Here is a 25300-nt window from a genome sequence, read left to right on the forward strand (position 1 = left end):
TTGTCTGGACCGCCTCGGCCTCAGCTATCCTGCAAAAGGTCGCCCGTGCGAAACAAGCGTTAGAGTCACAACACTAGAGCCACTAACACACGGCATTTCTGTGCCGAGTAGCTACCGCCACATGAATAGCGAGAGTGGACCTCCCGGCCTTGGCTCAAAACACAGCTAAGAAATTTTGCGTAGCGGCTTGATTGACATCGTCAACTTATCGGCCTGAGAAAGGCCAGATTCTCGGTGGAGCGTCCGATCAGAGGCCCATTGTGTAGCCCTAGATTCCAGCCGAGACTCAAAAGGCGTGAGTTCGGGACATCTGATCCGCAGGCGGAATTAGTCAGAGCCCGCCCACGCCGAGGCATTTCATGTCGAATTGTCCTCGGGACGGTAACGCGATCTTTCATGTCCGATGCCAGATTGCTGCACGCGGCCAAAGGGGTCCGGTTCAGAGGACATTCGTCCCGTGATGAACTGGTTCGGGCCTTTGAGGCGGATTACCGCTACCTGAGGACCGAAAGTCGCTTCCTCAGCGAAAAGCATCGAACTGACGAAATTGTGTTCTCACACTAGGAAATGTGACGGCAAGTATTGCCGTCACACGACGCTAGTATGGCCTCCGGAAAAGCACCTCAGCGAAACTCTTTGATGATTTCGTCTGTGCTGCGTGTACGGCAATAGTGTCCCTTCATCGATTCCACCGAAAGCCGATGGTCTTCTGGGGTAAATGCAGCGCAGCAATCTTCAATTTGAGTTACAAGAAAGCCCTTGTCAGCTGCATCTCGGATGGTCGTTTCAACGCATTGATCAGTCACAACACCGTAGATGATCAAGTACTCGATGCCTAAGTTTCGCAGCACGTACTCGATATTGGTTGCATTGAAGATTCCAGATGCGGTTTTTGGAATTACGATCTCATCAGCTTCGGGCTTAACTCCATCTATGACTTGCGCATCCCATGAGCCTCTAGGGATATGCAACTGAGAGATTTTGTGATCCAGGCTTCGGTCACGCCCGTTCTGCGTAAGGCTTTCGATAACCGTGAAGATTACCTCGATTCCAGCCTCACGCGCGGCTCTCTGAAGACGCACTTGATTGGGGATCACTGTCTCGGCCATACGCTCAAAGAAGGCATTTTTCTTAGACTCTGGAGTCCCAGTTACCCTCGAGCGATCAAGCATTTCTTGACTGAACTCGGCATTTTGCATGTCGATGCTGAGCAGCGCTGTCTTGGCAGGTTCGATGGGCCGTTCGCGATAAGCCCCGTTCGGAGCATCAATTGGAGGGAGTGTCATTGCTTTTCCGATGGTTGGGAGTTTGCAGATGGGTTGTGGGTCCGCACGTTAAGCGAACCTGGCTAGAAAGGTGTCTCTGGCGCGCTGCAGCGATTTCGCTACTCGGATCGCCCAGGCCTTTTGGCCGGAACTGTCAGCGATAAGATCCTGTCGAATCTCAAATTGTACGGAGGGGAGACCGCGTCTTTCAGCATGAATTGGGACAGTGTATTCGCGGGCCATGTCCACATCATACGGCTCGTTAAACCCGACCAGTATATCGCCATCTGCGCGCAGTGCGGTGACGACATGATTGGTGAACCGGTCGTCATTACCTACGCATACGCCTCCATGCCATGGCCGCTCGGTTGGTCTCGACCGGAGAGATTGAGTAAAACTGTGCATTGACACGAAAATTGCTTCGCGACCAGTTTTCTTGTGATCGTCTAGCCGACGTGTGATCTCGTTTTGATACGGCGTCACTATTTCGTCGATGCGTTGCTGTCGATCAGCTTCGCTGAGGCCCTTATTACCGGGAACAAAGTTACCGTCGGATACAACCGCGAACATTTTGTCATCGTCGGAAACCCTACTGCATTCTGCAACCAGCCGCGAAAACCTTTGGTAAACGGGTGGCGCTTGAAGGATATCGGAAACCAATTCAGAGACGCCGAGGCTCCCAATATCGATTGCTATGTGGCGTTCGAGCTCTGTTTTGTCCAGCCCAAGGTTCTTCAAAGATGCTGGGACCGCATTGCCCGCGTGCTCGCAGGCAATGAGAAACTCAGAGATAGCCTCACCATTGCGGACTCCTACAGGGTACGGATCATCCTCACAGAGAAGCATTGGTACCTTGACGGCCGTTTTACTAGCATCCGGAACTGTTTCCGTTGCTCTTTTCATTATGGTCCTTTCCATTGTGCCTAACTCTACAATCTTGCACGAAGTGAGATGACTTCTTCACATAGAAGATGAGATACCCGTGAGATTGGGTTCACCCCTGACTTCAATTCCATGATCAGAAGGCAATCAGCAACAGCGCTCATACACTCGCTGAGGCGGTACTTCGCGAGTGCAGAGCTTTACAAATCGTACCCGAGCTTCTGCAGCCGCCGATCCCGTGGCGAAAGATACATGTTGACTGCGAGGATGCTCCGAGAAAAGTTAGTATGCTGACGCATACGTCATCCTGCAAAGGGTCGTTATGTCGTACACTGGAAGCTTTGATATAGAACGAATGGCCGGAGCGACCATGGGGAACCCGGTGCATTCCAGCAATAGCAGAGCGATTTCTGGATGCATGCCACGGAGGTTAGCCACGCAGGCAGAAAGGTCCCTCTCGATCGCTGCTACGTCTACCGGAGGAGCAGGGCTTTTGTGCTCGTCATGCCAGTATTTGGTGCCTTCAAGTCCGCCAATAACAATTCTTGACCGCTCCTCGTCGCCGTGAATTCCGAGAAGATCATCAGTGCAGCGCGTCGAGTCAAAAGTCAGCACGGCCATCTTGGATTTGGGTGGGAGCTGTCGCAGCAACGTAGGCACCAGGAGTAGACTCGAGGTGGCGACTGGTACACTTACGGAGGATGCAATTGCGGCTTGGTGCCTTATCAAGAAACCGCAGTTCGAGCATATTGCCACTGCACCGCGTGCAACAAGGCGGCGAGCTGCATCAATACAGGCCGCCTCGAGTGAGGGATCTCCGCGGACTACGTTCTCCGCCCATCCGCCTTCTACGGTTTCAGAAATCACCGGAAAGTCGAAGGTGGTAGGATTTAGTACCGCGCCTGTTGGCTCGGGTTCTGACTGTGGACCACGTTCAAGGTTTAAGATACCCAATGAGCGAGTTGAGTTCTGTAGCATTGAGTGAGGGCCTCTTCAAAATAGTGAGACGAGACATCGACTGCCTGTAAATCCACATTGCAGCCAACCAAAAGGCTTAGAGGTGCAATTACTGCCGCCGCTTATAACAGGCTCAGACGCGATAGAGCGTATGGGGCGTACTGCTAAGGATTTCCGCGCCCCGTTCGCTTACCAAAACTTGCTCGCTGCACCCACACATGCGTCCAGATTCGCCGAACAAGTAGGATTGGACATGAAAAATCATGCCAACCTGCAATACATCTTGAGCACCAGGCTCTAAGCTAAGGTTTCCACGCTCCAACCAATGGATGCCGGTCTGATATCCGGTACGATGACGAAACACCCTATGGCGCCCGGATCGTTCGGTCACCTTGCGTGCCGCAGCATCGACTTCGCCAGCCGTCACCCCGGGCTTCACCGCGTCGATCGCCGCTTGGAGAGCCTCTTCAGCCAACGCATGGATAGATTCTGTTTCGTTATTCCGACCTAGAACGGCAGTTCGGATCAGGCCCGCTACGTAGCCGTGTTTCAACACTGCCCCGATTTCCATCAAAGCCGGATCGTTGTTTTGAAGCTTGTTGTGAGACGGAGAGCCGTGCGACAGTCTTGTTCTTTCTCCAAAGACAAGAGTGGGCCCCTCATAGATCGTGCCGCCAGATTTATAGAACTCATCCTGAATCTGCTTGCATACTTCCAATTCGCTGACTCCCTCCCGAAGAGCGGATTGGAAAGTGCGCACACCAATGTCGGTCAGCGCGATCGAACCACGCATTGCGTCGATTTCGGCCGGGCTTTTTACGGCTGCCACGAGGGCGACTAAACTAGTGGCATCGGCAACTTTCATATTCGGCAGTTCGGCTTGGAGCGCACTTACGTCATTGGGTACGAGGTTATAGCAACCTAGCTCGAAGCCAATCCGGGCGTTTTCCAGGCCGCGCTGCCGAAGTGCATCGGCACAAGCCCGGTAGAGGTCACGCTGCTGCGTATATGCAATGATCTCATCTACGCAGCTTTCCGCTTGGACTGTAGAGACCTCGAATTCGCGGACGACGAAGACAGGCTGCTCCCCGGGCACCAGGATCAGCGGAAACGGCGCAAAGTAGGCACCAAACCCGCTGTACCCGGTGAGATATCGCAAATGGCCGTGAGCGGTAACAATCAAGGCGTCAAGATTAGCATTTTGGATGGCAGCGGACACGCGCTCATGGCGCCGCTTATACTCTTCATTGGAAAAGGGTATGCCTGCCTCTGGGATCGCCGAAAATACCGAGTCCATTTGTTACCTAGCCTTTGATCAGTTATGCTCAATGTAACGCCTATGGAAGGGACAGTGCCACTTAGACGCTGCTTCGTCAAGCAAATCACTTGAGTATTCTCTTACATTGCCAATAAATTTTGGATTGCTTTGTAATGTCGACCGAATTAGTCATAGGGAGCATCAATTTAGGTTCTTTGCCGTGACGGAATGCCAACTCGAAGCAGGAAGGGCCGAGTCGGGTGAAGATGCTTAGTGTACAGGTGAGGAACCAGACTGCCTGACGCCCGATCATGACAACCCAAATTCAATCAGGCGATTCGCGGAACCATAGGTTGCTAAGAATCATTTGGGTGGCACCAACGCCTTTTCGAAAAGCTCGCGGCATGTCGGATCGACGACAGCTCTTGCACTTTTGCGTTTGCACATATCGATACAGCAGGAAGTGGGTGCGGTCTTACATTACGCCATATCATCGACGGATGAACCTGCCGAAGCTCCTGTTGAAACCTTCACGCGCGATTACTTATTCGGCGACTTTTGTATCAAATGGCAGACCATCAGCGTCAACTAGCCATTGAGTACGAGCAACGCAATACCTCACCGACAGTGGTCCGCTGCGCTCTTTGCGCGGGTTCTCAAGAGAAGACTCCTGGAACCCATCGGGATTATTCCGCGAGTGGAAGCTGACGAACGCTGCTACGTCACGCTTGGCGTCCCAGCAATGCCCGCATAACTCAAATCAACGGATCTTCGGCAAGCCCGGTGCGGATTACTCACGGGCCTCATCGCACACACAATCGAGGTGACAGGGTGCTCGCGTTTGGTTGGAGTGCAGCAAGCAGGTTGGCGAGGAGTTTACTAGGCGCACATAGCTGGGGTGGTTCCCATTGCACGCTATGACGCGAGTATCACATACGGTACATCAACCATTTTCAAGCCTCAAACGCGCCTCAAGGATTTTGATGATGGCTGCTGAACAGAGGCTTACGATCAGGAAACCAAGAGCAACTAGTGTTATCGGCTCAAGATAACGGTAATTGAAGTTGGCTTGCGCGAGCGCCTCACCCATTAGATCGAGAATGGTGATAGCCGACAGTATCGGTGTTTCCTTGAACATTGCGATCACATAGTTCCCCAGCGCGGGGATCATAGGGGGTAGAGCTTGGGGAAGAATGATGTGCGTCCAGGTATGGTAAGGGCTTAGATTAGTGGCAGTTGCAGCTTCCCATTGACCTACCGGGACACTCTCGATTCCGGCACGAAACACTTCCGATGTGTATGTCGCGTAATGCAGCCCGAGCCCGATTATGCCGGCGGTTAGAGGAGAAAGCAGGACGCCGAAATCTGGAAGGACGTAAAAAAGAAAATAGAGCTGAACTAAAAGAGGAGTTCGCCGAATACCTTCAGTAGCGAGTAGGACAGGGTGTCGGACCCAGGTTACACGAGATGCCTTCGCAATCGCGAAGGAAAGGCCGACAACCAATGCGAACACAGAAGAGATCAGAGTGACTTTGACGGTCACTATCAGACCATCCAGTAATGCAGGCAGGATTTCGAGCGCGAATGCCCAGCTCCAGCTCATTTTAACCTCATGTTCTTACGCTGACGAGCCCGCGGCTAAGGCGACGTTCGAGCCACCGCACTAACGCCATCATCATCGAAGCGATTGCAAGGTATGTAATCAGGATTGTAATGAAGGGTAACGCGGTCCCACCCGTCTGCGTCCGCACCATCTGTGCTTGGAAAGTGAGTTCGGATACAGATATGAGAGAAGCAATCGCGGTAGCCTTCATAGTTTCGATTGCGAGATTTCCGAATGTTGGCAGCATAAGCGGTACCGCCTGAGGAAATATAATCCAACGCATCGCTTGCCAGCGAGTGAGGTTCAATGCGATCGTGGCTTCTCTTTGGTCGTTTCCGACCGCCTGGATTGCTGCTCGGACAACTTCCGCGCCATATGCGCCGCCATTTAGTCCGATTGCAAGTACGCCAGCCTGTATAGGAGAGAGCGGGATACCGGCCAAGGGTAAAACAAAATATGCTGCGAAGAGCTGGACAAACAATGATGTTCCGCGGAACAACTCTATATAAGTGCGAGCGGCCCAACGAACCAAAAGCTTTTTGGAAAGCAAGCTCAATCCAGCGATCAGGGATACTATGAGCCCGAGAGTGCAGCTGAGAACAGTTAGCTCCAGTGTCGCTGCGGCCCCGCCCAGAATAAACCAAGCGTAACTAACAAGTGAATCGAAACTCTCCACGCTCCTCACCTCGTTCTTAACTGCGCATAACTAGGTGAACAGGCTGCTCAGACTCGCTGTCCCGCAGCGATAACCTTTCGCAAGAAGCTCCTTGTTCGCTCGTGATCCGGTTCTTGGAATATCTTAGCCGGCGGCCCATCCTCAATGATTTTGCCTTGTTCAAAAAATAGGACGCGATCTGCGAAGTCCTTCGCAAAACTCATCTCATGCGTCACAAGCAACATCGTCATATTGGTTTCGTTCCGGAGATCCGTAATAACGCTTAGAACTTCTTCCACGAGCTCTGGGTCCAACGCAGAGGTTATCTCATCAAGAAGCAGGATTTTCGGCTGAAGTGCTAGCGCTCTAGCAATTGCAACACGCTGTTTCTGTCCCCCAGACAAGCGTGCTGGATATTCATCGGCTTTGTTGGTAAGTCCGACCTTATCGAGGAGCTCAAAAGCACGATTTTTCGCCTCCTCTTTTGACAACCGGCTGGTGAGAACAGGCGCCAGAGTCACATTCTCGAGAACCGTCTTATGTGGGAAAAGATTGAAATGCTGGAAAACCATACCGATTTCGGCGCGCATTCGCCGCAAATGCGCTTCGGATGCCTGGACAATTTTACCGGATCGCTCCTCACGGTTGAGCGATCTCCCATCGATCAGGATTTCCCCCGCAGTGACCGTTTCTAGTGTCATCAGCAAGCGAAGTATCGTCGTCTTGCCCGACCCTGAAGGCCCAATCAGGGCTAGGTGTTCGCCAGGACGAACGCTAAAAGACAGCTTATCCAGGATCGTGAAAGTACCGTAACTTTTTCCTACCTCCCTGAACTCAATAATTGGTGTTTCAGGACGGTCCGGATTGGAGTGGTGAGGCACAGCCGCGCTACCTCTCTTTGCTGCTCCACAGAGATGTGGTTTAGAAGAGGCCTCTTCTAAACCGCTATAGCTAGACGACGAAGTCATCGGGCGCACTGCTCAGCTGTAGGCTTGGCGAGAGACATCAGTCGTGCATCATTCTCAAGTCCGTACTTCGCCATGATCTTGGCGTACTCACCACTTTCGACTAGTTTCTTGAGACCAGCGTTGTACGTATCACGAAGCGAAGCATCGGCTTTGTTGAAGACCGCTGCGGCACAGTCCATTGGCGTGTCTGAAAGCGGCATAACTACTTCCAAGGAACCATCGTTAGCTCTCTTTTTTAGTTCGATTAGAGCCGTATCATTTAATGCGATTGCGTCGACACGTCCATCTTGCAGCATTTTCACAGCGCTCGTTCCGTCAGGGAAGGGAACGAGATCTTCACGCTTCACGCCAGCGGCGAGTGCAGCTCTCTCCTGAACGCTCCCAGGAAGCACTGCCAGTTTTACTTTGCTAGCGGCTATTTCCTTATAGCCTTTCAATCGCGACGCGTTTTGTTGTTGAAGCAAGAACGCTTGTGAGTTGCACATTACAGGCTCGCTGAAGAGGATCTGCTCGCAACGCTCAGGGCGGATGTTCAGTCCGGCAGCCGACACCATTGTCACACGACGCGCCTGCACTGCAGGAATCATGGCGCCGTATGGCACAACCTCACCTTTGAATTTGGTGATGCCTGCGTAGCCCCATATCGCCCGATCAATGTCTGGGCCAGCTCCGGTCAGCGTTCCGTCAGGATTGAGTACGGCATACGGAGGCTCGTTTCCGATCGCGATCGTGATCGTATCCGCGGGAGTGAGTTCAGCTGCAAATACTGACGGCGAGACAATTAGGGACATTAGTAGGGACATTAGGGCGCCCAGCGTACTGATGCCCGTTGCGCTGACACTCCGGCTACGTGATTTCATTTTAAGCATATCGTTCTCCTCTTTGATATTTGCTTCAATACTCAACGTTTCTGCGACGCCTGTATGCACTACGGAGCTCATTGGAGCGCGCCTAATCCAACTAGCCCATGGCGCGACTGATCCGAAACCGTCACGGCATTGTCGGATCCTTTAGTCGCTCCATCGCGCCGCCGACCTCAATCGCGCGTCACTCGGCTCAAACGAAGGCCGACACCAACCAACATCAGGCATAAAATCACTCTAGGTCTTCTTGGCCAAATGTAACGCCGACTCTGAAAGAAGTAGCAGCCGTACGGGGCATTGTAAAGCCTGGGTGCGCAAAAACCCATTCCATATCTCACAAATTTACGCGTTCTCTGGAACGATTAATCATTTAACCGGACACCTCGCCCGGCATCTTTCCGCCCGTGCTGACCTGCGGCGCGGAATAATTTGTGCGCTGCTTGGACGGATTGCGCCGCTCCGTGGAAGATCCCGTGGCTCTAGCAGCCAGCTGGCAATATCCGCCTGCGCCCGCTGTGACGACCACAAGACTGCTTCACGACTGTAGTGCAGGAGAAGACGACCACCCAGTCCGTGTGGACGTGTGTGGACGCCCCCTTGGATGGAAGCAAAATCTTTCTTTGATCTGGGCATGTGGTCAGGCGCTGACGTGTGTTCGGCCTCGTAATGCGGCCTATCAGACGCCGCGGGCCCTTATGGTGACCGCAGATCGGCTCCAATTCGGATTTGCGCGCTTGAGAGCGCTTGTCCACAGGCTGGTTCTGCCGATCCCGTCTCATGACCGTGTGCCCATAACCTCCGTTCGACCTGCTCACATTCCTGCCGTTCCGGACAACCGCCAGCCTTAAGCCGCGGCTGCCCCGGTGCGGTAGACTTCGGCCTTCGCCATCAACGCCCAAACAACACGGGCCATGCGGTTCGCTAAGGCGACCGCAGTCAGAAGCCGAGGCTTTTTGGCGAGCATGCGAGCGAGCCATGAGCCCTCAGGGGCTCCTTTCCGCGCCGCCCACCGCACCACGCTCGTGGCCCCTAGGATCAGAAGCCGGCGCAAGTCGCGCTGGCCCATTTTGGATGTTCGGCCCAGCCGTTCCTTGCCGCCGGACGAGTTCTGCTTCGGCGTGAGCCCCAGCCAGGCCGCAAAGTCGCGCCCCTTGGCGAAGGTCTCCGGGGGTGGGGCTAAGGCCGCCATCGCCATGGCGCATACTGCCCCAACACCCGGGATGGTCATCAGGCGGGAGGCCGTCGCGCTGCGCCGGGCATGGGCATGGATCTGCCTGTCCAGGGCAGCGATCTGTTCCGTCAGCGAAGCGATGTTCGCGATCAGCAGCTTGCACAGGGCAACAACAGGGACCGGGAGGCTGCTTTCAGCGTCTTCCATCACCTGGGCCAACCGACTGAGATAGGCTGTCCCTTGAGGAGCAATGATGCCATGCTCGGTGAGATGACCACGCAGAGCATTGATCGTCTGCGTCCTCTGCCGCACCAGCAGGTCGCGCGTTTTGAAGATCATCGCTGCCGCCTGCTGTTCGGCGCTCTTCACCGCCACAAAACGCATGGTCGGCCGGGAGGCCGCCTCCGCAATCGCCTCAGCATCCGCTGCATCGTTCTTCTGGCGCTTGACGAAGGGCTTCACGTAAGCGGGCGGGATCAGCCGAATGGTGTGACCAAGCCTACCGATCTCACGGGCCCAATGATGCGCTGCCGCAGGCCTCCATGGCCACCGTGCAGGGCTTCTGGCCGGCAAAGAATCTCAGAACCTGGTGCCGCCGCAGCTTCTTGCGGAACAGGACCGCGCCGGATGCATCCGCCCCGTGGACCTGGTCGGGTAGCAGCGGCGCATTACTGCGCCGCCGCCCCCTGAGAACCGGACGTGCGGGTCACCCCGCATCCGGCTCAAGCCATTCTTCAGCACCAGAGTGTGGCACCGAACAACTTGACGGAGTCTTTCGTAGTTCGACGGTGGACGAAGTAAGTGGTCCACACCGGATCAAACGGGTTAGCTAGTCCTCGGATCTTGACGTGTCTCGTAATTGGGACCGTCATTGCGCGGAAGAGCCGACACCTGCTGGTGTTGGTAACGACCTGACCCTTCGTTGCAAAATCCCAGGACCGGTGTCCGTCGGCCCGGAAGTACCTGTTCCTCACCCACCGTGCTCCTTTCATGGGATGACGTCGACTTGCCCATTTCCAGAGCATTCGCCAGATGTGCGAGTCGATCGATGAGAAGCTCGCTTTCGCCACGACATGGCGGTGATACATAGCCCATCCCCGAATGACTGGGTTCAGTTTCTGTATCAATGCCTCCTGCGTGACGCTCGCGCTGCCTTTGATGATCTCCCTGACCTTGTCGAGGAGTGCTTTAACACTCTTCCTTGCCGGCTTGATCAGTAGTTTGCCGCCGTACTTGCGCACGTTCTGGCCAAGGAAATCGAAACCCTCCGCAATGTTTGTGATCTGGGTCTTCTCTTCCGAGAGTTCCAGACCTCGAACGGCCAGAAACTGCCTGACCGCCGGTAGGACTTTGAATTCGAGCACCTCTTTCGTGGCGCCGGTCACAACAAAGTCATCGGCATAGCGGACGACATTGAGTTGGGCCTTGCTGCGCGCGAGTTTCGACGATCCCACGCTTGCGTAAACGGCTGCCTCAAGCCCATCCAAGGCCATATTCGCGATCACCGGTGAGATTATCCCCCCTTGCGGGGTACCCGCCGACGTCTCGAACAGAGTTCCCCCATCGATATATCCAGCCTGAAGCCACCTTTGCAGAACTGCCTTGTCCATCGGTACGTGCTCCAGAAGCCAGGGGTGGCTGAAGCTGTCGAAACAGCCTCTGATGTCACCTTCCAGAATCCACGCTGGCGAAGCTCGCTTGGCCAGCGTGGTGAAGCACTGCTCGATGGCGTCGGCTGTCGAGCGTTCGGACCGGAATCCATAGGAATTCGGGTCCGCCAGGGTCTCTGCCACGGGGTCCAGAGCGAGCTTCCATAACGCCTGCATCGCCCGGCACCGCATACAGGGAATTCCCAGCGGACGCTTCTTGCCGTTACTCTTGGGAATGTAAACCCGCCTCAACGGCATCGCACGATAGCCGCGATGTCGAAGTGACATCATTCCATTCCGTCTGGCCGCCGGGGATGACCATATCTTACCATCCACCCCCGGCGTTCTCTTCCCGCGATTCTCCGTCACCCGTTTCACAGCCAGCATCTTGCCGCTATGCGAACGGGTCAGCAGACGTTGCAAGGCTTGCACCTTGCCCCATCGGCCTTCCTGAGTTGCCTTGGCGATACGCACCTGAAGTCGTTTCACCTCTGCCTGAATGCGCGACCAGTTCGCCTGATCCCACATCTGCGCAGTGCGCGAGGATGCACCAGCCTCGCTCGCTTTCGCGCCGATCGCCGTCATCTGCCTTCCCTCGTATAGCGATTGGTCAAAGTTCTCTCACCATGAATGACCGCGCGGAAGTCTGCCCGCTTTCGCGCCGGGCGATGTTCCAGCCCGTATCCCGTCCATTACAGCCGGGCGTTCGCTTTTTCCGCATTCCTTTACCCACAGCGCCAACAGCGTTCCTGATGGTCCACCTGCCGTTGCCGGCAGCCCTATGGGCTTACCCTGTTCCGCATAAGTCTCCGAGCGGGGCGGACCCTTCCTCTTCGCCGGCGGCTGATCGTCCATGGTGGTCCAGTATTCAAAGACCACACCTTGCCGCGTACCGTTTGGTTCAAGCCTGTCAGCACGTTTGGCTTGTTAAAGATCACGACGTTTATCGGAAGTTCACATACGTTGGTCGTACCCGCTCATCCCTTGCTCCTCTCCGCCTTCGTGCTGGCAGATTCCGCCTTGCCTCGCGGCTCGGCGTACCGGATATCCGGCGGCTACGTTGTTCCCAGAGCTTCACACCAAGCCGTTACCGGCTTCGCATGTCTGGGTAGGGAACGGCTGATGGAACAGCCGGTTTCTTCAGGCGATATCCCTCCCGTGAAACAGAAACTCACACGACTTTCAGGTCGCACAAACACGTTCTTGGCCAAGTCCAGGCCAATGATGCTAACCTCTTCCATGCGTTCCTCCCTTTAACTCCTGCAACAGCCATATTCTGCCACAACGAGACCGTCGGGGGCGTCCACGCCATCGGATTTGATGAGGATGAAGCTCAAAGCAAGCGCGACGAAGGAGCCGTAGTTCTGGTCCGTTTTCTCGCAGCGTAAAGCAATGCGCTTGAACCGCTTGAGCTTTCCCATGGTCTGTTCGATGCGAGCCCGTCCGCGGTAGAGCGCCTTGGGAAAGAACTTCGGCTTCTCTTTGGTCGTCGTGCGGTACGGAATGGCCGGGCAGATGCCGCGAGACCGGGCCGCCTGTCGGTTGGCCTTGGCGTCATAGCCTTTGTCGCCTACAGCCGCCCGCGGCGTGATGTCGGGACCAAGATTGAGCAGCGTCTCGAAGTGCGGGCTGTCGCTGGCTTCACCGCCGGTCAGGCAAAAGCCCAGCGGATCGCCATCCCAGTCGGTCTCGAGGTGGATCTTGGTCGAGAAGCCGCCGCGGGAGCGGCCCAGACCTGTTGGTTCTGCCCCCTTTTGCGCCTGCGGCCGAGACATGGGCCCGCACGATGGTGGAATCGAACATCTGCGCCAGGTGAGCGGTCCCGCTCAGAGCCGCCAGGGCTTCGAAGAAGGCCTCGAACACGCCCGCCTGTCTCAAGCGCCAAAAGCGTTTCCAGACTGAGTTCCAGTGGCCGAAACACGCGGGCAGGGCTCGCCAGGTGATGTTGTGGACTGTGAAGTAATGCAGTGCCTCAAGGAAGCGGCGGTCATTGCGGCCCTTGGCGCCGCGCCGGGAACACGAGGCGGCAAACACCCGCAGCACCGTAGCCCAGTCTTCCTCCGTCATTCCCGTCAGCATGGTCGCACCTCCTGAAGCCGACCTGCCATGAATCATCACCACACTGATTTGGGAATCTGGAGGGTTCTGTGAGGTCCGCGGGCACGAGATGGCGGGCTGCCCTCGGCTTTGGGCGGACCTCATTGAAGCCGGATTGAGCGAAGCCGCGGGATAGGGATGGCGCTATGGGGAATGTAAGCTGGCTAGTGTGGTGAGATCCTCGACGAGGACCGGCCGGACGGCATGTGGAACGCGACCAGCGTGCCCGGTGGTGCCGACGGCGACGGCTCGGTGCCGATGATCGCGTTGAATACGGCCGGCGCGGTCACCGGAGAGCACCCGGATCTTTCTCGCTCCGGGACGCGGGGCAAACGGATGACGGCCGGCGCGCATGGCGGCCGGCTCGGTCATTGCCATGCTGCCAGCGGTTGATCCTCTCATGAACTGTCGCTCCAGAAGGGCCGGCGGGGCACCTCCCCACATCGCCAGATGCCGAACGTGACCATCTGTCGGCCGCACCAGGAGCACCGGCTGGCCGGAGTTGCGGCGGGCCGATCATGCGTGGTGTCGGCGGGGCTCTCTTGCGCCGTGATGGTCAGCAGTCTGCGACACAGTTCCAGCATTTGGGCGCGATGGCCATTTGCGAGAAAGCCGTAATGTCGGATGCGGTGGAAGCCATCCGGCAGGGTGTGCAGCAGGACGCGCCGGATGAACTCGTGGGCATCGAGCGTCATGACCTTGGCCTTGCCGTGATGACGATAGTCCTTCCAGCGGAACGCGACCCTGCCGTTGGCCAGACTGACAAGCCGGGAATTGACGATGGCGACGCGATGGGTGTAGCGGCCGAGATAGGTCAGCATCTGCCCGGGGCCGCCGAAGGGCGGTTTGGCGTAGACGATCCATTCGACATGACGGACCTCTGCCAGCTGGCGGCGGAACGCGGCGGGCGCCGTCAGTCCGGCGAGGTCGCCAAAGAAGCTCAGTTTGCCCGCGTCATAGGCGGCTTGCAGGTCGTGCAGAAACAGCCGCCGAAACAGGCGCGACAGGACCCGCACGGGCAGGAAGAAGCCGGGCCGGCACGCGATCCACTGCACGGCCCCGGAACGATGCCCAGAGCGGGTTGGCGACAAGCCACCGCCCGGCACGATGCAATGGACGTGCGGATGATAATGCAGGTTCTGGCCCCAACTGTGCAGGACCGCGACGAGACCGATCTCCGCCCCCAGATGTTTGGGATCGGCGGCGATGGTGAGCAGCGTCTCGGCAGCGGCCTTGAACAGGATGGAATAGACGGCGGCCTTGTTCTGAAACGCGATGCCGGCCATCGGCGCCGGCAGCGTGAAGACCACATGGAAGTAGGGAACTGGCAGGAGGTCACCCTGCCGCGCGGCGAGCCAATCCCGACAGGCCTGTCCTTGGCACTTCGGACAATGCCGATTGCGGCAGCTATTGTAGGAGACGCGGATTGTCCTGCATGAGGGGCATCCCTCCAGATGGCCGCCGAGCGCGGCCGTCCGGCACAGCTCGATTGCGCTCATCGTGCGGCGCTCGACCCGCCCGAGATGACCATCATGGGCCTGCCGGTAAGCCTCGCCGTGGTGACGCATGATGTCCGCCACCTCCAGTCTCGCCGACATGACGACGCCGGCTCAGTTTGGGGGCACCACCTCCAGCCTCAGACGGTCGAGCGGGCTCTCCGTGCGGCGAATAAGGCCGTTCGAGACCTTGGTGTAGCGTGCCGTGCTTGATAGATTGTTGTGACCGAGCAGAACCTGGATGATGCGAATGTCGGTTCCGTTCTCCAGCAAATGCGTGGCGAAGCTGTGCCGCAGCGTGTGGACGGTCGCGCGTTTGTCGATGCCGGCGGCGATGCACGCCGAGCGGCACGCCGAATAGAGAACCTGCACATCGATCGGCGCGGTTGCGTCACGACCGGGAAACAGCCAGTCCTTCGGCTTGGCCAGCCGCCAGTAGACCCGGAGGATGCGCAGAAGCTGCGCCGACAGCATGACGTATCGGTCCTTGCCGCCCTTGCCGTGCGCGATCAGGATGACACCGCGTTCGCTGTCAATGTCGCCGACCTTCAGGCCGACGGTCTCGGAGGCACGCAGGCCCGCCGCATGGGCCGTGGTCAGCGCGGTGCGCGTCTTCAGGCTGGGCACCGCCTCCAGGAACCGGACAACCTCATCCGCGCTCAGCACTACGGGCAGCGTGCGGGGCAAGCGCGCATAGGCAATCCGTTCCGGAATCTCGGCATAGCCCAGCGTCACGCCATAAAAGAACCGCAGCGCGCAGACCGTCTGGTTCAGCGCCGACCATGAGATCCCCTTCGCCACCAGATGCACCTGAAAGGCGCGGACATCTTCAAGGCCAAGCCGGGCTGGGGACCGGCCGAAATAGCGCGAAAACTTCGCCACTTCGTGGATGTAGGATCGTTGCGTTGCCGGCGACAGATTGCGGACCGTCATGTCCTCGATCATGCGACGGCGCAGAGGGCTCATCTCGACCATCTTGATCTCCTGTTCTGGAATTGCGCTGCAACAGCCGCAATCCTCCAGAACAGAAGCATCATCCGCATCCCCAGGCACCAAATGCCGCGTCAGCGGCTTCGTTCAATCTACCTGCCCGTTGCTCGGCCCAATCCGTCCACACGGCCTAGACGCGAGTGGGATCCGCTTGTCAAAGCTGCGTTTCGTGTTCTGTTTTCAATGTCGATGCTGGAGATATGTAACGAGCCTTGCCTACTGACTAGCTTGTCGCTTTCGCTGAGATCGCCTACAGTTCCTTTAACAGTGAAGCGCTTTTGCAAGATACGCTTGGTGTCGAATCTGATAGATTGGCATTGAGAACTTAGCCTGTTTGTAGTAGGCATTCAGCTTGTCGAAATCGAGCAGCGGGCGGGTTCATTGGCAGACAAAACCGTAGGATACTTAGCGAAAGAGCTGCGTACAAATCTGAAAAGTATGTCTCGCGCCGAGCGCCGCATTGCTCGTGCCCTTTTCCTTAGCAACTTCGAAGCAGGCATGATGTCTGTTGCGAATCTGGCCTCGATGGCCAATGTCAGCGGACCGACCGTCATTCGTTTCACTAACAATCTGGGTTACGCCACCTATAAAGATTTTCAGGATGCAGCCTCGCTTGAACGTGAGGAAAGCGTCAAGTCTCCAGCTCGTTTGTATAGTCGAGTTCCTACCAGCCAGCCCCGTGAGACTGAGGAGGTCATAGAGAGACTCCTTCGCCGAACTACGTCAACACTTGGAATGATCGAGGAGCAGGAGTTCGAAAAAGTTGCCAAAATATTAGGTGATAAGCGGCGAAATCTTTACACTATTGGGGGACAGCTAACTTCATTTTTCGCAAACCTCGTGGCGTCAAGGCTCTTTTTGCTGAGACCTTCTGTTCAATCGATCAATGCACATCCTATGGGATTTTGCCCGGAAGATCAGCTGCCATTTATTGGCAATCGCGATGTTGTCTTGGCCTTTGACCTCCGTCGATACCAAAAGTCTACTATCAACTTTACCAAACTTGCCTACGAGCAGGGCGCCACGGTTATTTTAATGACGGATATGTGGTTGTCCCCGATCGCGGATTTTGCATCCCATGTTCTTGTTGTTGATTCAGAGACTGACGGTCCGTATGACTTCCTTACGCCGTGTATGGCACTCATCGACACGCTCCATGAAAAGATTCTTGCCAACGTAAATTTTGAGGAGGTGCAGGAGAGGATCCGGCTCTGCGAAAAATATCCTCGCGGATTACTTGGTGAAGACGAGCTAGTACAGGAGCGTGCGGCCTAATTACTGCCGCCTGCGCTTGTTGACGCCGCTGACAAACCGAGTGATCGACGCGTCGGTCCTGAAAAATGCCGGCGTATAATCAGGAACATGTGTAGACGTATATGGACCCTGCCCGATTGCAACAGTCGGCTTCTCTATTCGGCCACCTCCAGTCAAGCGCTTTCAGACTTCTCCACCTCTCATGATTGCGGACAAGTAGTTTTGACATGAGGTGTCGGTCCGCCACGTGGACGCGACGGCAGAGGAGTGTGGACGGCGGATCCAGGGTGCAGGAGGTGGGACGCCAACGTCGGTCAACAATCTCTCATCCGCGGGTCAGGCCGCATGACCTTGCTTCGTTTGGGGCTGCCTCGGTCTAGAGGGCGAGCATCACAGGCTCATAGTGGAGACGAGGGCTCCCCGGCATTGTCCCACCCCCAGCGCCATGGACCGCGCCGAGGGTTCTGTGTCAGGTTCGGTCATCCTCCTCTGCTGGAAGGTTGCGGACGAATGCTCACGCGGCCTTGGAGGATTGGACCGTGCAGGCAATCGCCCAGACAAATCCGACCATCTCCCGCGCGATGGCGACGGTGACCACATTGGCGGTCTTGCCCAGGGCGGTCAGCCGCCGATAGCGGGCACACAACCGCACCTGGGCCTTCCAGGCGATCTCGCGCACCGGCTTGGGCAAGGCCTCGATCCGGTCCACCTTGTGGCGACCGACCCGCGGCTTCATGCGGTAAGCCCAGGCGCCTTCGACCAGCGCTCGCCGGGCATGGCTGTTGCCGGTCTTGGTGATGCCGCCCCGCCGGACCGTCCGGCCTGTCGAGCGCTCCCCCGGCACCAGGCCGAAATACGCCATCAGCTGGCGCGGAGTGGCAAATCGTGTGAAGTCGCCGACCTCGCTGACCAGCACCACGGCATTGATCAGCGCGATGCCGCGCAGAGCCTGCAGGGCATCAACAACTGGACGCAAGGTCCAATCCGCCAGAAGCCGCTGAATCTGCTCCTCAACCCGCTTGAGCCGCCGTTCCGCATCGCTGACGGCGTCGACATAATCCTGAAAGGCGATCTGCTGGGCGGGATGATCGAAGGCCAGGGTCGACAGCCAGCGGCGGTAGGCCACGCTCCAGGCTCTCGCAGCCCCTTGTGAGCGTCCGTGTCGCAGCAGGAAACCCTGCAGATGCTGACGGGCGCGTGTCACTATCTGGCGGACGGTGCTGCGCAAGCGGATCAGGTCACGCATGGCCTCATGAGCCGCATCCGGGACCCAGACGGACGTGAGCTCCCCGGCCCGATGGAGACGGGCCAGCATGGTGGCATCGCGGCGGTCGGTTTTGACGCGGTCGCCCGGTTTGCTGGGGATCAAGGACGGCGCCACCACCTCGCAGCGATGGCCGAGGCTGATCAACTGGCGATGAAGACCATAGCCGCAGGGACCGGCCTCGTAGCAGAACGACAGGGTGGCGCCGGGTCGCGAGAGCCGGGTGCACAGCTTGCTGATGGCCGCCGGATCATTGGTGATCTGGCCGAGGTATTCCACGGCGCCGCCGCGCCCGCTCTCGGCCACCGCAACTGAAATCTGATCCTTGTGGACATCCAAGCCCACAAATCTGGTATGCTTCATCAGGCCCGTCTCCTATGCATGAGGCTCTGTACCGGCTGTGCCGGCTTAACCCTCGTACCGTTGCATATCGGATGACGGGCCGCCCTCACGCCCAGCAATCATAGGGACTAGCTATGGCTGTCCCGCAGGCTCTCGCTTCTCTCCGGAATCGGCCTAACGGCCCTTCCACTATGGGGTCAGAAGAATGAAGGGATGCGTCGCAAATTTGGAGCTGGCCCGCAAAAGGTGGTCAGGACGCACTTATAAGGTTACGCAGCGATGATCTCGAACTGCTCTGCGAGTGAGGGCTGCGGATTGCAGGCATACTTCGCCTGTCCTTTGCGCATCATGTGCACCATTTCAATTCCACCCAGGATGGCACGAGCGCTGTTCATGGACTTGAAGCCGAGCATCGGCCGGATCCGCCGCTTAACGGCGCGATGATCCTGCTCTATCCGATTGTTGAGATAGCGGCTCTGGCGGATCCTGATCGGCTTCAGCTCCCGTCGTGAGCGATCCTCCAGCCGGCTTGCCGCATCACAGGACAGGATCGCCTCGCGGTTGGTCTGACTGCCGTCGATCACGATCCGCTCCGGCCGGCCGTGCCGCTTCAGAGCCTTGCGCAGGAATCGTTTGGCTGCTGGGAGGTTTCGCCGTTCGCTGAGCCAGAACTCAACTGTGTCACCGTTGCTGTCGATGGCGCGATAGAGATAGCGCCAGTGACCTCGGACTCTGACGTAGGTCTCGTCGATATGCCACCTGCTAGTGAGGGCCTTCTTGCGCAGGTTGAAGCGCTCCAGCAGTTCGGGCGCATACCGGGCGACCCACCGATGCACTGTCGCATGATCGACGGAGATGCCCCGCTCGGCCATCATCTCCTCCAGATTCCGGAGGCTGAGATTGTAAGCCAAATACCACCGCACGCACAGCAGGATTACCGAGCGATCAAAATGCCTGCCCTTGAACACCGCGTCCTCCACTACTGCGACCGAGATCTCAGTAGCTGAAACTCTGAAACAAAACGTTTGCGACATGTGTGGACGCCCCTTGTGACGCAAGAAGAATTTTCAGGTTTGATGCAGCGCGTGGTCAGATGCAGACATGTGTTCGGCCTCTGATGCGGCCGTTTACACGCCGCGGGCCCGGATGGGAGTTCGCGGATCAGGTCCAATACACAACCACGTGCTCACGGCACCTGTCGCAAAGCTGGTTTTCCTGATCCCGTCTCGGTGAACGTTGCGCCATCTCTCTCCTTCGATCTTCACACGCCCCAACAGCCCCGCGGGGGCGAATGCTTAGGCCATCGCGGCTGGAGCCTGATAAACCCCACCTCTTGCCATCAGGGCCCAAACGATCCGAGCCATCTTGTTGGCGAGCGCCACCCGCACCAGCATCGGTGATTTGCGCGCGACCATGCGCGCCATCCACGAGCCTGCCGGAGCCCCGTTGCGGGCTGCCCAACTCACGACGGCACTCGCGCCGATGATCAGCAGGCGACGCAAGGTCCGCTCACCCATCTTCGAGGTGGCACCCAGCTTCTGTTTGCCGCCGGTGGAGTGCTGCAAGGGCGTGAGCCCGACCCAGGCGGCGAAGTCCAGCCCGCGCTTGAAGGTCTCAGCCGGCGGGGCTAGCGCCGCCAGGGCGACTGCGGTCACCGGCCCGACACCGGGAATGGTCATCAGCCGACGTGCTGTCTCATCCTCTTTCGCTCGCTCGATGATCTCCTGGTCCAGACGTGCGATCTGCTCGTCCAGTCCCTGAAGCGTCTGGATCAGCATCTGCAGGATGGGCCGGGCGAGCTCCGGGATCGGCTCGGCTGGATCCTCGACAGCCCGCATGAGTTGCGGAACACGAGCTGGTCCTTTCGCCGCCACGATGCCGAACTCCGCCAAGTGTCCGCGCAGGGCATTGATGATCTGAGTTCGCTGTCCCACCAGGAGATCGCGGGCCCGGAACACGAGAGCGGCGGCTTGCGTCTGCTCACTCTTGGGAACTACAAAGCGCATGGTCGGGCGCTGGGCAGCCTCGCAGATCGCCTCAGCATCCGCTGCATCGTTCTTCTGGCGCTTGACGAAGGGCTTCACGTAAGCGGGCGGGATCAGCCGAATGGTGTGACCAAGCCTACCGATCTCACGGGCCCAATGATGCGCTGCCGCAGGCCTCCATGGCCACCGTGCAGGGCTTCTGGCCGGCAAAGAATCTCAGAACCTGGTGCCGCCGCAGCTTCTTGCGGAACAGGACCGCGCCGGATGCATCCGCCCCGTGGACCTGGTCGGGTAGCAGCGGCGCATTACTGCGCCGCCGCCCCCTGAGAACCGGACGTGCGGGTCACCCCGCATCCGGCTCAAGCCATTCTTCAGCACCAGAGTGTGGCACCGAACAACTTGACGGAGTCTTTCGTAGTTCGACGGTGGACGAAGTAAGTGGTCCACACCGGATCAAACGGGTTAGCTAGTCCTCGGATCTTGACGTGTCTCGTAATTGGGACCGTCATTGCGCGGAAGAGCCGACACCTGCTGGTGTTGGTAACGACCTGACCCTTCGTTGCAAAATCCCAGGACCGGTGTCCGTCGGCCCGGAAGTACCTGTTCCTCACCCACCGTGCTCCTTTCATGGGATGACGTCGACTTGCCCATTTCCAGAGCATTCGCCAGATGTGCGAGTCGATCGATGAGAAGCTCGCTTTCGCCACGACATGGCGGTGATACATAGCCCATCCCCGAATGACTGGGTTCAGTTTCTGTATCAATGCCTCCTGCGTGACGCTCGCGCTGCCTTTGATGATCTCCCTGACCTTGTCGAGGAGTGCTTTAACACTCTTCCTTGCCGGCTTGATCAGTAGTTTGCCGCCGTACTTGCGCACGTTCTGGCCAAGGAAATCGAAACCCTCCGCAATGTTTGTGATCTGGGTCTTCTCTTCCGAGAGTTCCAGACCTCGAACGGCCAGAAACTGCCTGACCGCCGGTAGGACTTTGAATTCGAGCACCTCTTTCGTGGCGCCGGTCACAACAAAGTCATCGGCATAGCGGACGACATTGAGTTGGGCCTTGCTGCGCGCGAGTTTCGACGATCCCACGCTTGCGTAAACGGCTGCCTCAAGCCCATCCAAGGCCATATTCGCGATCACCGGTGAGATTATCCCCCCTTGCGGGGTACCCGCCGACGTCTCGAACAGAGTTCCCCCATCGATATATCCAGCCTGAAGCCACCTTTGCAGAACTGCCTTGTCCATCGGTACGTGCTCCAGAAGCCAGGGGTGGCTGAAGCTGTCGAAACAGCCTCTGATGTCACCTTCCAGAATCCACGCTGGCGAAGCTCGCTTGGCCAGCGTGGTGAAGCACTGCTCGATGGCGTCGGCTGTCGAGCGTTCGGACCGGAATCCATAGGAATTCGGGTCCGCCAGGGTCTCTGCCACGGGGTCCAGAGCGAGCTTCCATAACGCCTGCATCGCCCGGCACCGCATACAGGGAATTCCCAGCGGACGCTTCTTGCCGTTACTCTTGGGAATGTAAACCCGCCTCAACGGCATCGCACGATAGCCGCGATGTCGAAGTGACATCATTCCATTCCGTCTGGCCGCCGGGGATGACCATATCTTACCATCCACCCCCGGCGTTCTCTTCCCGCGATTCTCCGTCACCCGTTTCACAGCCAGCATCTTGCCGCTATGCGAACGGGTCAGCAGACGTTGCAAGGCTTGCACCTTGCCCCATCGGCCTTCCTGAGTTGCCTTGGCGATACGCACCTGAAGTCGTTTCACCTCTGCCTGAATGCGCGACCAGTTCGCCTGATCCCACATCTGCGCAGTGCGCGAGGATGCACCAGCCTCGCTCGCTTTCGCGCCGATCGCCGTCATCTGCCTTCCCTCGTATAACGATTGGTCAAAGTTCTCTCACCATGAATGACCGCGCGGAAGTCTGCCCGCATTCGCGTCGGGCGATGTTCCAGCCCGTATCCCGTCCACTACAGCCGGGCGTTCGCTGTTTCCGCAGTCCTTTACCCACAGCGCCAACAGCGTTCCTGATGGTCCACCTGCCGTTGCCGGCAGCCCTATGGGCTTACCCTGTTCCGCATAAGTCTCCGAGCGGGGCGGACCCTTCCTCTTCGCCGGCGGCTGATCGTCCATGGTGGTCCAGTATTCAAAGACCACACCTTGCCGCGTACCGTTTGGTTCAAGCCTGTCAGCACGTTTGGCTTGTTAAAGATCACGACGTTTATCGGAAGTTCACATACGTTGGTCGTACCCGCTCATCCCTTGCTCCTCTCCGCCTTCGTGCTGGCAGATTCCGCCTTGCCTCGCGGCTCGGCGTACCGGATATCCGGCGGCTACGTTGTTCCCAGAGCTTCACACCAAGCCGTTACCGGCTTCGCATGTCTGGGTAGGGAACGGCTGATGGAACAGCCGGTTTCTTCAGGCGATATCCCTCCCGTGAAACAGAAACTCACACGACTTTCAGGTCGCACAAACACGTTCTTGGCCAAGTCCAGGCCAATGATGCTAACCTCTCCCATGGACGCCTCCCGCAAGTGGTGCTCAACACCTCCACTTTGGCACATCAAGATCCTATGAGAGTGATGGCGGCCTCCCTTGATAGGATGAGGCTGTCGCAATCCAGTGCTGGAGACACCTCATGTCTGCTGTGGCTGATTACCCTGTTACAACTGACACCACCGCTCACTCGAACCAAGTCGCGCTCGTGCTCTCACTCGAGTTGAGCCAATCGAACTGGCTGGTGACCTCGCTGGTGCTGGGCAGTGACAAGATATCCAAGCACACGCTCAAAGGGGGAGACGGGCCGGCGCTACTCGCGCTTCTTGCGCAGTTGCAGGCCAGAGCTGTAAAGCGGGTCAGCCAACCTGTCCCAATGATCGCCATTCATGAAGCGGGGCTCGACGGATTCTCAGTGCACCGGCTCCTCACAGCCCATGGCGTGGAGAGCCATGTGGTTGATCCTGCATCTATTGCCGTGCCCCGACGTAAGCGCCGTGCCAAGACCGACCGGATTGATGGCGAGACACTGCTGCGCACCCTGCTGGCCTGGCGGCGTGGCGAGCCGCGGGTCTGCTCCATGGTCGTCCCGCCGAGCCCGCAGGACGAGGATCGCCGGCGCCTCTCACGTGAGCGCCAGACGCTGGTCACGGAACGCACCGAGCACATCAAGGGGCTTCTCTTCGCCCAGGGGATCACAGGCTATGAGCCGCTGCGTCGGGACTGGCGCGAACGGTTGGGGGAATTGCAGACACCGGACGGGCGGGCTCTGCCACCGCAGCTGAAAGCAGCAATCATCCGCGAGAGCGAGCGGATGGCCCTTGTTGTGCGCCAGATCAGCGAGATTGAGGCTACCCGTAATGAACTCCTGCGGCCGGAGCGGGATAATGTCGTCTCGTAAGATAGAGCAGCGGCGACGTCACCGGCGGAGCTTCTCTTGCGCCTCAAGGGTATCGGTCCAGAGTTTGTTGCGGTTCTCTCCCTGGAAGGCTTCTACCGGCACTTTGATAACCGGCGCCAGGTGGCCGCTTACGCCGGGTTGGCGCCCAGCCCTTGGCAGAGCGGCCAGATCACCCACGAGCAGGGGATCTCAGCGACTGGATTTGCTTCGCTTAAGTGGAGAGCGGCTTTGTAGCTATCCGGCCAGCCTTTCGAACTGAACCGGACTGACATAGTCCAGTGTTGAATGACGCCGGATGGGGTTGTAGAAGCCGTCGATGTAACGCCCAATCGCCTTCCTGGCCTCGGCCCTGGTCTGGAACACGGTGCGCCAGACCAATTCGGATTTCAAGGTCTTGAAGAAGGTCTCGACCACCGAATTGTCATAACAGTTTCCCTTCCCGGACATCGAGATCCGGATGCCGTGCTTCCGCAACTCCGCCTGATACTCAATCGAACAATATTGACTGCCGCGATCGGCGTGGTGGGTCAGCCCCTCACCGGGCCTTCGGATCGCCAGAGCCTTGCGCAAAGCCTCGAGAGCCAGCTCCTTGTGCAGCCGGTCACTCACCGCCCAGCCAACCACCCGTCGGGCAAACAGATCCAGGACCACGGCCAGATAGAGCCAGCCCTCACCCGTCCACACGTACGAGATATCAGCGTTCCATTTCTGGTTCGGGCGCTCGGCCGAGAAGTCCTGCTCGAGCAGGTTGGGAGCGATCGGAAAAGCATGATGGCTGTCGGTGGTGCGCTTGAAGCGCCGCTTCTGCCGGGCCTTGAGCCCATTCTCGCGCATCAGTCGGGCCGTCCGACGGCGCCCGATTGGTAGCCCCTGATCCTGGAGTTCGCACGTCATCCGGGGGCTGCCATAGGTGCCATTCGACTCTCTAAAGGCGGACCGGACATGGGCGAGCAGCACCAGATCGTCGCGCTGACGCTGGCAGGCCGGACGACTTCGCCAGGCAAAGTAGCCGCTCTGGCTCACCTCAAGAACTTGGCACAGGCGCTGGATGGGGAATTCCGCTTTCGCCGCATCGATGAACGTGAACCTCATCGACTTCCCTCCTTGACGAAAAAAGCGGTGGTGGGTTCAAGTGATGAGCGCAACAGCTTTGGCCAGGGTATCTCCTGGCGTTTGGAAGCCAAGGGTTTTTCTTG

16 protein-coding genes and 5 pseudogenes are annotated in these 25300 nt (G+C 57.9%); 3 read left to right on the top strand and 18 right to left on the bottom strand.

Annotation, left to right across the window (positions count from 1 at the left end; translation table 11 throughout):
• Positions 1 to 623: 623 nt before the first annotated feature.
• The 11 genes and pseudogenes from JKL46_RS29300 to JKL46_RS37030 form a co-directional block, all read right to left on the bottom strand.
• Positions 624 to 1286 (bottom strand): cysteine hydrolase family protein, encoded by a 663-nt coding sequence (locus tag JKL46_RS29300; RefSeq protein WP_201840708.1) that lies wholly within the window; start codon positions 1284 to 1286, stop codon positions 624 to 626.
• A 48-nt stretch (positions 1287 to 1334) separates the two neighbouring features.
• Complete coding sequence (locus tag JKL46_RS29305) at positions 1335 to 2168, bottom strand: N-formylglutamate amidohydrolase (RefSeq protein WP_246529612.1); 834 nt, start codon at positions 2166 to 2168, stop codon at positions 1335 to 1337.
• A 1069-nt stretch (positions 2169 to 3237) separates the two neighbouring features.
• Complete coding sequence (locus tag JKL46_RS29310; RefSeq protein WP_201840711.1) at positions 3238 to 4401, bottom strand: M24 family metallopeptidase; 1164 nt, start codon at positions 4399 to 4401, stop codon at positions 3238 to 3240.
• Between the two features lie 904 nt (positions 4402 to 5305).
• Positions 5306 to 5965, bottom strand: a complete 660-nt coding sequence (gene ehuD / locus JKL46_RS29315; protein ID WP_201840714.1) for an ectoine/hydroxyectoine ABC transporter permease subunit EhuD — start codon at positions 5963 to 5965, stop codon at positions 5306 to 5308.
• A gap of 7 nt (positions 5966 to 5972) precedes the next feature.
• On the bottom strand, positions 5973 to 6641 hold the full coding sequence (gene ehuC / locus JKL46_RS29320; RefSeq protein ID WP_201840717.1) for an ectoine/hydroxyectoine ABC transporter permease subunit EhuC: 669 nt from the start codon (positions 6639 to 6641) through the stop codon (positions 5973 to 5975).
• Between the two features lie 47 nt (positions 6642 to 6688).
• Positions 6689 to 7588, bottom strand: a complete 900-nt coding sequence (gene ehuA, locus JKL46_RS29325; protein ID WP_210381505.1) for an ectoine/hydroxyectoine ABC transporter ATP-binding protein EhuA — start codon at positions 7586 to 7588, stop codon at positions 6689 to 6691.
• Positions 7585 to 8517, bottom strand: coding sequence for an ectoine/hydroxyectoine ABC transporter substrate-binding protein EhuB (ehuB, locus tag JKL46_RS29330; protein WP_201840720.1), 933 nt, complete (start codon positions 8515 to 8517; stop codon positions 7585 to 7587). The genes ehuA and ehuB overlap by 4 nt, the downstream gene beginning before the upstream one ends.
• A gap of 778 nt (positions 8518 to 9295) precedes the next feature.
• A pseudogene (locus JKL46_RS29335) lies at positions 9296 to 10283 on the bottom strand (IS110 family RNA-guided transposase).
• 73 nt (positions 10284 to 10356) lie between these two features.
• A complete protein-coding gene (gene ltrA, locus JKL46_RS29340; RefSeq protein ID WP_201840724.1) occupies positions 10357 to 11856 on the bottom strand; it encodes a group II intron reverse transcriptase/maturase in 1500 nt (499 codons plus the stop codon).
• Between the two features lie 668 nt (positions 11857 to 12524).
• Entirely contained in the window at positions 12525 to 13046 is a 522-nt protein-coding gene (locus tag JKL46_RS29345; protein WP_201840727.1) for an IS5 family transposase, read from the bottom strand.
• 85 nt (positions 13047 to 13131) lie between these two features.
• Positions 13132 to 13473 (bottom strand): annotated as a pseudogene (locus JKL46_RS37030) (transposase); the annotation flags it as partial.
• Between the two features lie 99 nt (positions 13474 to 13572).
• Between JKL46_RS37030 and JKL46_RS29350 the strand changes: the two are divergent.
• Positions 13573 to 13761 carry a hypothetical protein gene (locus JKL46_RS29350; RefSeq protein WP_201840730.1) on the top strand — a complete coding sequence of 63 codons (189 nt, stop codon included), beginning with the start codon at positions 13573 to 13575 and terminating at the stop codon, positions 13759 to 13761.
• A 5-nt stretch (positions 13762 to 13766) separates the two neighbouring features.
• Here JKL46_RS29350 and JKL46_RS29355 read toward each other — a convergent pair whose 3' ends face one another.
• Positions 13767 to 14966, bottom strand: coding sequence for an IS91 family transposase (locus JKL46_RS29355; protein WP_201840733.1), 1200 nt, complete (start codon positions 14964 to 14966; stop codon positions 13767 to 13769).
• A 12-nt stretch (positions 14967 to 14978) separates the two neighbouring features.
• A complete protein-coding gene (locus JKL46_RS29360; RefSeq protein WP_201840748.1) occupies positions 14979 to 15839 on the bottom strand; it encodes a tyrosine-type recombinase/integrase in 861 nt (286 codons plus the stop codon).
• A 396-nt stretch (positions 15840 to 16235) separates the two neighbouring features.
• Here JKL46_RS29360 and JKL46_RS29365 point away from each other — a divergent pair, with 396 nt between their 5' ends.
• Positions 16236 to 17129: a MurR/RpiR family transcriptional regulator gene (locus JKL46_RS29365; RefSeq protein WP_201840751.1), complete on the top strand. Its 894-nt coding sequence runs from the start codon at positions 16236 to 16238 to the stop codon at positions 17127 to 17129.
• Positions 17130 to 17622: 493 nt separating this feature from the next.
• On the opposite strand, the gene JKL46_RS29370 is transcribed toward JKL46_RS29365, so the two are convergent.
• From JKL46_RS29370 to ltrA (JKL46_RS29385), 4 genes and pseudogenes are all read right to left on the bottom strand, one after another.
• A complete protein-coding gene (locus tag JKL46_RS29370) occupies positions 17623 to 18735 on the bottom strand; it encodes an IS110 family RNA-guided transposase (RefSeq protein ID WP_201840754.1) in 1113 nt (370 codons plus the stop codon).
• A 248-nt stretch (positions 18736 to 18983) separates the two neighbouring features.
• Positions 18984 to 19682, bottom strand: a complete 699-nt coding sequence (locus JKL46_RS29375) for an IS6 family transposase (RefSeq protein ID WP_201840769.1) — start codon at positions 19680 to 19682, stop codon at positions 18984 to 18986.
• A 327-nt stretch (positions 19683 to 20009) separates the two neighbouring features.
• Positions 20010 to 20997: pseudogene (locus JKL46_RS29380) on the bottom strand (IS110 family RNA-guided transposase).
• Positions 20998 to 21070: 73 nt separating this feature from the next.
• Positions 21071 to 22570, bottom strand: coding sequence for a group II intron reverse transcriptase/maturase (ltrA, locus tag JKL46_RS29385; RefSeq protein WP_201840724.1), 1500 nt, complete (start codon positions 22568 to 22570; stop codon positions 21071 to 21073).
• 775 nt (positions 22571 to 23345) lie between these two features.
• Here ltrA (JKL46_RS29385) and JKL46_RS29390 point away from each other — a divergent pair.
• A pseudogene (locus JKL46_RS29390) lies at positions 23346 to 24320 on the top strand (transposase); the annotation flags it as partial.
• A gap of 18 nt (positions 24321 to 24338) precedes the next feature.
• Here JKL46_RS29390 and JKL46_RS29400 read toward each other — a convergent pair.
• Positions 24339 to 25220, bottom strand: a pseudogene (locus JKL46_RS29400) (IS3 family transposase); the annotation flags it as partial.
• Between the last annotated feature and the right edge of the window lie 80 nt (positions 25221 to 25300).

This window comes from Microvirga zambiensis WSM3693 (assembly GCF_016735695.1).
In the GTDB taxonomy this organism is placed as follows: Bacteria; Pseudomonadota; Alphaproteobacteria; order Rhizobiales; family Beijerinckiaceae; genus Microvirga; species Microvirga zambiensis.